Annotated in this window: 6 protein-coding genes; all 6 read left to right on the forward strand. The window is 73.8% G+C overall.

Translation table 11 applies throughout. The features are described from left to right. Positions 1-9: 9 nt before the first annotated feature. The 6 genes from ACFU7Y_RS10090 (at position 10) to ACFU7Y_RS10115 (ending at position 6,058) form a co-directional block, all read left to right on the forward strand. Positions 10-1,479 (forward strand): amidase, encoded by a 1,470-nt coding sequence (locus ACFU7Y_RS10090; RefSeq protein ID WP_380767283.1) that lies wholly within the window; start codon positions 10-12, stop codon positions 1,477-1,479. Continuing rightward, positions 1,476-2,747 carry an MFS transporter gene (locus ACFU7Y_RS10095; RefSeq protein WP_380767285.1) on the forward strand — a complete coding sequence of 424 codons (1,272 nt, stop codon included), beginning with the start codon at positions 1,476-1,478 and terminating at the stop codon, positions 2,745-2,747. Before ACFU7Y_RS10090 ends, ACFU7Y_RS10095 begins: the two co-directional genes overlap by 4 nt. A 10-nt stretch (positions 2,748-2,757) precedes the next feature. Continuing rightward, positions 2,758-3,459 carry a FadR/GntR family transcriptional regulator gene (locus ACFU7Y_RS10100; RefSeq protein ID WP_224283794.1) on the forward strand — a complete coding sequence of 234 codons (702 nt, stop codon included), beginning with the start codon at positions 2,758-2,760 and terminating at the stop codon, positions 3,457-3,459. 179 nt (positions 3,460-3,638) lie between these two features. Further along, positions 3,639-4,220 (forward strand): AAA family ATPase, encoded by a 582-nt coding sequence (locus ACFU7Y_RS10105; protein WP_224283793.1) that lies wholly within the window; start codon positions 3,639-3,641, stop codon positions 4,218-4,220. Between the two features lie 196 nt (positions 4,221-4,416). Continuing rightward, positions 4,417-5,601: a cytochrome P450 gene (locus tag ACFU7Y_RS10110; protein ID WP_380767288.1), complete on the forward strand. Its 1,185-nt coding sequence runs from the start codon at positions 4,417-4,419 to the stop codon at positions 5,599-5,601. Between the two features lie 325 nt (positions 5,602-5,926). Next, on the forward strand, positions 5,927-6,058 hold the full coding sequence (locus ACFU7Y_RS10115) for a hypothetical protein (protein WP_380767290.1): 132 nt from the start codon (positions 5,927-5,929) through the stop codon (positions 6,056-6,058). Positions 6,059-6,083: the final 25 nt, after the last annotated feature.

The raw sequence follows: 6,083 nt of genomic DNA on the forward strand, positions 1-6,083 counted from the left end.
AGAGTGATCATGTCTGACCTCCATGACCTGACGCTGGCCGAACAGGCCGCGGCGGTCCGCGAGCGCACCGTCTCACCGACCGAACTGGTCGACCACCACCTGCGCCGGATCGAGGAACTGGACGGCGTGCTGGGCGCCTACCGCACGGTCGATGCGCCCGGCGCCCACCGCGCCGCCCGTGCGGCCGAGGCCCGGCTGGCCACCGCCGGAAGGGGGGACGACACCGGGCTGCCGCCGCTACTCGGCGTGCCGCTGTCGGTGAAGGACACCTGGCCGGTCGAAGGACTGCCGTTCACCGCGGGCTCCGCCGCCTTCGACGACCGCACCGCTGCGGCGGACGCCGCCGTGGTCGGCGCCCTCCGGGCGGCGGGCGGCGTGCTGCTGGGTACCACCACGGCGGCCGAGTTCGGCTGCTCCTCCTACACGGAGACGGCCCACGCCACCGCACGCAGCCCCTACGACCCCAGCCGCGGCGCCGGGGGTTCCAGCGGCGGGGCGGCTGCTTCGGTCGCGGCCGGACTGGCCGCCGGGGCCCTGGGCAGCGATGGCGGCGGCTCGGTCCGGATCCCGGCCGCCGCCTGCGGTGCGGTCGGCCTCAAGCCCAGCCGGGGCCGGGTGACGCCCGCCCCCGGAACGGACGCCTTCGGGCTGGCCACGGCCGGTCCGCTGGCCAGGACGGTGCTGGACGCGGCCCTGCTGCTGGACGTCATGGCCGGCAGCACCCCGGGCGACGGCAGCACTCTGCCCGCCGCCCCCGCCGGCCACTTCCGCTCCTGCGGCGAACGCGAGCCCGGCCCGCTGCGGATCGGGATCCTGCCCCGGACGGACGGGTGGCACCCCGAGGCCGAGCTGGCCTGCCGCCGCACCGCCGACCTGCTCGCCGACCTCGGCCACCGGGTGGAGCAGGCCCCGCCGTTCGACCCGGGCGAGTACCTGCCGGACTTCACCGTGCTGTGGAGCGTGCTGGCCGCCGCCGTGCCCGTCCCGCCGGAACGGGAGGAGCGGCTGCTGCCGCTGACCCGCTGGCTGCGCGCCCGGGGCGGCGAACACAGCACGGTCCGGCTGTATGCGGCGATGACCTCGCTGACCGCCGTCGCCCGGACGGTCTGCCACCGCTACGACCGCTTCGACGCGGTGCTGAGCCCGACGACGAACCAACCGCCCCTGCCGGTCGGCTCGCTGACCGATCCGGACGACCCGGAGCGGACCTACGCCCGGATGCTCGCCGTCACCCCGCGCACACCGGTGGCGAACTTCACCGGCCGGCCGTCGATCAGCCTGCCACTGCACTGGACGCCGGAGGGACTGCCGATCGGCGTGATGCTGACCGCCCGGCTCCACCAGGAGGGACTCCTGCTCTCCCTCGGCGCCCAGCTGGAACGGGCCCGGCCCTGGCACCACCACACCGCCCGGCAGGCGGCCGTGCTGGAGCAGGCAACCCGGCAGGCGACGGCACGGCCCGAGCGCAGGACGCGATGAAGCGCGGACAGCTGGCCTTCCTGACCGGCACCCACATCGTCAACGACCTCTACCAGGGCGCCGTCCCGGCGCTGCTGCCCTTCCTGATGTCCCAGCGGCACTACAGCTACACCGCCGTCTCCGGCATCGCCCTGGCCGCGAGCGGCCTGTCCAGCGTGGTCCAGCCGCTGTTCGGCCTGCTGGTCGACCGCCGCCACCGCGGCTGGCTCATCCCGGCCGGCTTCCTCACCGCCGCGGCCGGGATCACCGGCGCGGCCATGGCCGACAGCTACCCACTCACCTGGCTCTGCGCCGCCCTGGCCGGCATCGGCATCGCCGCCTACCACCCGCCCGCCACCAACCAGGCCCGGGCCGCCGGCGGACAGTCCCAGCGGGCGATGAGCCTGTTCTCCGTCGGCGGCACCCTCGGCGCCTCACTGGCACCGGCACTGGTCACCCTCGTGGTCGGCTCCTACGGCCTGAACGGCAGCTGGCTGCTGGCCGTCCCGGCGCTGGCGACGGCCCTGCTGTGGGCCGCGCAGGGCCGGTGGCAGCGGTACCGGGGCCACACGCCGGCGACTGCGGCGACCAACCGGGCCGCGGCGGCGAGCACCCACCGCGACGACTGGCGGGCATTCGGACGCCTGGTCGCGACCACCGTCGCCTGGTCGGTCCCCTACGTGACGGTCACCTCGATGCTCGCCCTCCACATCCAGCGCGACCTCCACGGCTCGACGGGACTCGGCGCCGCCGCACTGACCCTGCTCACCCTGGCCGGGGCGGCCGGCACCCTGCTCGGCGGCTGGCTGGGCGACCGGCACGGACGGATGACCCCGATCCGCACCGGCTACCTGCTGGCCGTTCCCGCACTGGCCGCCGTGGCCTTCGCCCCCTCCGTCGGCGTCGCCGTGACCGGGGCGGTGGCGTTCGGACTGGCCATGTTCCTGCCCTTCGCCCCACAGGTGACGCTCGCCCAGGACTACCTGCCCACCCGGCCCGGCACCGCCAGCGGGCTGACCCTCGGACTCGCCATGTCCGTCGGCGGACTCGCCGCGCCGGCGCTCGGCCGCCTGGCCGACGCGCACGGCCTGCGGACCGTCCTCGCCCTGGTCCTCGGCGTGCTGGTGCTCGCGCTCGGTTGCTCGCTGCGCCTGCGTGACCGGGTACTACCGGAACCGGCCCCGGAACGGCTGCCCGAGCCGGAACCGGGGACGGAACGGCCCGAGGGAGATCCGGCCGGGCCGGCAGGCGCGCCGGCGGCCGGGGGAGCAGTACCCGGAGGGCGGTAGGGTCGTCCCCATGACTGTTCGCCCGGTACGCCATCGCTCACTGGTGGAGGAGGCCACGGCCGAGCTGCGCCGGCTGATCGGCACGGGCGAGTGGCCGGTGGGCAGCAAGCTCCCCGGTGAGGTGGAGCTGAGCCGACTCCTCGGAGTCGGCCGGACCACCTCGCGCGAGGCGGTCCGGGTGCTGATCGTCGACGGCCAGCTGCGCGCCCGGCAGGGCTCGGGCACCTACGTGGCCGCCGCCTCCCCGGTCTCGGAGTTCGACCGGGAACTGCGACGCTCGGAAGTCTTCCACGTGTACGAGGTCCGGGCGGCGCTGGAGGTGGAGGCGGGCCGGCTGGCCGCGCAGCGGCGCACCGAGACGGACGTCGCCGCGCTACGGGCGGCGCTGGCGGCCCGTGACGCGGCCGTCAGTCCGGCCGAGCTCGTCGAGACGGACCTGGAACTGCACCGCCAGGTCGTACGGGCCGCGCGCAACCCGGTGCTCGTCCGCCTCTTCGACTCCTTCGTCGACGCACTGCGCGAAGCGGCCGACCACGTGGTGACCGACAACCACCTCCACGACGGCGTCGGACAGGAGAGCGACGCCCGTGCGCACCACGCCCTGGTCGAGGCGATCGCCGCTGGTGACCCGGACGGCGCCGCCGCGGCGACCCAGGCCAACCTGGACCGCACCCTCGACCGACTGCGCGCCGCGGGGGCCGGGCCGCGCTGAGCCGAGGGGCGTACCTGCGCCCCACCGCTTCAGGTCCGGCCCGTCGTCGGTTCCCGGCGTCCGTCTGACGGGCCGTGGCCGACTGCCGTGCCGTGCTGCCGGCCACCCGTGCGCCGGCCGGCTGTCGGCGTCGTACTCGGTGGTCGACGAAGATCGTGTGGTGGTCCTATCCTGTCGCGATGTCCGACAGCACCGCCCCGACCCTGCTCTTCGTCATCGGCCCGGCCGCGGTCGGCAAGATGACCGTGGGCGCTGCCATCGCCGCGCGCACGGGTTTCAAGCTCTTCCACAACCACATGACCATCGAGCCGTTGCTGCGGCTGTTCCCCTACGATTCGCCGCAGTTCCAGCGGCTCAACCACGCCTTCCGCGAGCAGATCTTCGCCGAGGCCGCCGCCAGTGACCTGCCGGGCCTGGTGTTCACGCTCGTCTGGGACTTCGACGACCCGGCCGACGCCGCACTCGTCGAACGCTACTCGGCCCCCTTCCGGGACCGCGGCTCGCGCGTGCTGTTCCTGGAGCTGACCGCCGACCAGAGCGTCCGGCTGGAACGAAACGCGGGGGAGTCCCGCCTCGCAGAAAAGGCATCCAAGCGCGACCTGGGATGGTCCAACGGCAACCTGATCGGCATGGACGCCAGACACCGGCTCAACTCGCTCGACGACTTCGCCCACATGCCCCACTTGCACCTTCTCGTCGACAACACACACCTGGACCCCGACGAGGTCGCCGTGCATGCCATCGAGCACTTCGGTCTCTGACCGGGGGGTGGGCCGTCGGGCTGCTGCCGAACGGTAGCCCCCCGCGGCCCCTCGCCCCGTCAACGGCAGCTCCACCGTGGTGCCCGTCGGCCCGGCCGGCTCGTCCAGCGACGCAGCAGAACTGGGGGAGTATCCCCGGTTTGGTAGGGTCGGGCCATCACCGGGGAGTCCTCCCCGTTTTCCAGGGGGGAAGCGCATGCCGGCTCCGACGCTCCAGGAACTGTCTCCCGCGGGCCTCGACGTCACCGTCAACCCGTACCCCGTCTACGCGGCACTGCGCGAGAAAGGGCCGGTCCACCGGGTGCTCGTCCCCGGATCCGGCGAGGCGTGGCTCGTCGTCGCCCGTGACGAAGCCCGCGCCGCTCTCACCGATCCCCGGCTGAGCAACGACATCCGGCACTCCTCCTCATGGACCGACGACGGCGGCCACGCCCTCGGGGTCAACATGCTCCAGAGCGACCCACCCCAGCACACCCGGCTGCGCGAGCTGGTCGCCGGGAAGTTCACGGCCGGCCGGATCCGGGCGCTGCGCCCCCGCATACAGGAGATCGCCGACAGCCTGCTCGACGCGCTGCCCGACGCAGGCCCCGTCGACCTCGTCGCCTCCTACGCGCTGCCGCTGCCGATGACCGTCATCTGCGAACTGCTCGGCGTACCGGTGGCGGACCGCGCGAGCTTCCACGCCTGGTCCACCGAACTGGTCGCGCCCAGCTCCCCGCAGGCCGCCGGCGCCGCGGTCGGCGCCATGACCGGCCACCTCACAGCCCTCATCGAGGAACGCCGGACCACCCCGCGCCGGGACCTGCTCAGCGCGCTCGTCACCCCGACCGCCGGCGGGCTCTCGGCCGAGGAACTGCTCGGGATGGCCTTCCTCCTCCTCGTCGCGGGCCACGAGACCACCGTGAACCTCATCTCGGGTACGGTCCTCTCCCTGCTCGCCCACCCCGGGCAACTCACCGCCCTGCGCGCCGATCCCGGCCTCGTCGACAGCGCGATCGAGGAGACCCTCCGTCACGACGGCCCGGTGGAGTCCGCGGCCTTCCGCTTCGCCACCGAACCGGTACGGATCGGTGACACCACCGTCCCGGCAGGCGACAGCGTCCTCGTCTCCCTGGCCGCAGCCTCCCGCGATCCGCGCCACTTCCCCGACCCGGACCGGTTCGACATCCACCGCAAGCCGGCCGGCCACCTCGCCTTCGGCCACGGCATCCACCACTGCCTCGGCGCCCCCCTCGCCCGGGTCGAAGCCGCCATCGCCCTGCGCGCCCTGATCGGGCGTCGCCCCCACCTCGCCCTCGACACCGACCCGGCAGACCTCGTGTGGCGGCCGAGCACCATGCTGAGGGGGCTGACGAGTCTGCCGGTGCGGTTCCAGGTGTGACGGACGCGGCCCGACGGCCAAGGACGCCTGGGGTGATCACCGGTGAACGGAAGGCAGTCGGTGGGGCGTCCTGTTGTCCGAGTAGCCCTGACACGGTGCGTGTCCGCCTGCATTCTTGAGAGGTGGCGTTGAGCGTCCGGACCCTCCGTGGCTCGGTGGTCGCGCCGCGGTACGCCGAGAGCAGGCCGGTTTGGCAGCAGGCAGTGAAGGGGGGTCCAGGATGGCCATGGGACGGGCAGGGGCAGTCCTGTTGGCGTTGGGCGGGGTTCTGGTCGCGGCCGGCGGGGTGAGCGCAGCGGTCCTCGCCCGGGACTCGGGAGGGGTGGTGACGCAGGAGAACCTCCCGCTCTCCCCGGAGATGCAGACGTATGTCGAGACTCCGGCGGCGTTCGAGGACTACCTGCGTTCGCATCCGCCGAAGCCGCTGATGGGTGAGATCCGTAGGGGAGGCAAGTAGCGCACAGGGGTGGGGCTGCGCAGGT

It is taken from the genome of Kitasatospora sp. NPDC057542 (assembly GCF_042801945.1).
Classification (GTDB): Bacteria; Actinomycetota; Actinomycetes; order Streptomycetales; family Streptomycetaceae; genus Kitasatospora.